Source organism: uncultured Fibrobacter sp. (genome assembly GCF_937877005.1).
GTDB lineage: Bacteria > Fibrobacterota > Fibrobacteria > Fibrobacterales > Fibrobacteraceae > Fibrobacter.
Window position 1 is genome coordinate 1 of sequence record NZ_CALEFV010000008.1, and the last position, 1,566, is coordinate 1,566.

The window sequence follows — 1,566 nt, forward strand, 5'->3', positions numbered from 1 at the left end:
GATCCTTGCTGTAGCAGAATTCAATGGCACCGAAGAGGCCCACAGAACGCACGTCGCCAACAGATGGGTGCTTTGCCTTGAGTTCCGCAAGCTTTTTCTTCAAAAGGGGTTCCTGCTTTTTCACATTGCCCTTGACATCCAAGCGGAAATATTCTTCGATACAGGCAATAGCCGCCGCAACGCCCAGCGGATGCGCATTATAGGTAAGCCCTGCAGTAAAGGCGGTTTCCTCATAATAATTCGCAATACGCTCGCTAATGAGCACGCCGCCGAGCGGAGCGTAGGCGCTGTTCACACCCTTTGCAAAAGTAATCAGATCCGGTTCCACGCCATCGGCCTGGCAGGCGAACCATTCACCCGTGCGCAAGAAGCCACTCATGACTTCGTCGCACACCATCAAAATTCCGTACTTGTCGCAGATTTCGCGGACACCCTTCAGGTATCCCTTGGGGTAAAGATAAACGCCATTAGAACCGGTGACCGATTCAATGAACACAGCCGCCACCGATTCCGGGCATTCCTGCTGAATCTGATATTCCAGGCGAGAAAGGAAATGCTTGGTCGCTTCTTCTTCGCTTGCAAATTTAATGTCGTAACCGTAAAGATGCGGCGCCGGATACTTGATAAATCCAGGAATCGTCGGGAACAGCGAAGCGCGTTCGCTTTCGCCCGTCAAACTCGACGCACCATAAGTGCTTCCGTGGTAAGATTCATACTTCGAGAAAATCTTGTCGCGGCCCGTAAACGCCTTCACAAAACGGATGGCAAATTCATTCGCTTCGGAGCCACCCAGCGTAAACAGCACCTTCTTGAAATTCTTCGGGGCAATCTTTTCAATCAAGAGTTCGCTGAGTTCGCCCGCTTCGGCAAAGGCATGACGCGGAGCGATGTAAGCCAAACGTTCCACCTGCTTTTGCACCGCTTCAATAATGTGGCGGTTATTAAAGCCGATATTCACGTTCACCAGTTCCGACGCGATATCGATGTATTCCTTGCCTGCACCATCGTAAACGTAGATACCGTCGGCATGGTCTACAAAGAACGGCTTGTAATCTTTATGGGGGGCATTCGCGAAAGAAAACAGGTTATACTTTCGGGCCTTTTCATAAGAGGCGGCATTTTCTCCCGCCACATAACTAACGTTATTTGACATAGTACTCTCCTTAATTTTTGGAACAAATATAGGTGCGATTTTAGTCTCTGTCCAATACTTTGTTTTTAGCGCTCGTTATCAATTTTTCCGATAACAAATCCATCTAGACTAAATGACGTATTCCGGCACCGTATTGGAACGTGCAAGATTAAAGCGTTCCAAAATATTGCGGCGTTTTTCCAGGAACTGCGCCGAGCCTCTTTCACGCGGGAAGCTGTCGCGAATTTCAAGCACCTCGCTAATGCGCCCCGGACGCGGCGTCATAATCACGATACGATCAGACAAATAAAGCGCTTCGTCAATATCGTGGGTCACCAAAATCATCGTGGTATTGCGTTCCTTGCGGAGTTCCAAAAGCAAGTTCTGGATGTCTGCACGGGTAAACGAATCCAGCGCCCCCATGGGCTCATCGA

General features: G+C 49.4%; 1 protein-coding gene and 1 pseudogene. Both read right to left on the reverse strand.

The features are described 5' to 3' along the window. Positions 1 to 1,153: aminotransferase class III-fold pyridoxal phosphate-dependent enzyme (locus Q0628_RS00395; RefSeq protein WP_298767441.1), on the reverse strand; the 1,153-nt coding region annotated here is incomplete at its 3' end. A 108-nt stretch (positions 1,154 to 1,261) separates the two neighbouring features. Further along, positions 1,262 to 1,566 (reverse strand): annotated as a pseudogene (locus tag Q0628_RS00400) (ABC transporter ATP-binding protein); the annotation flags it as partial.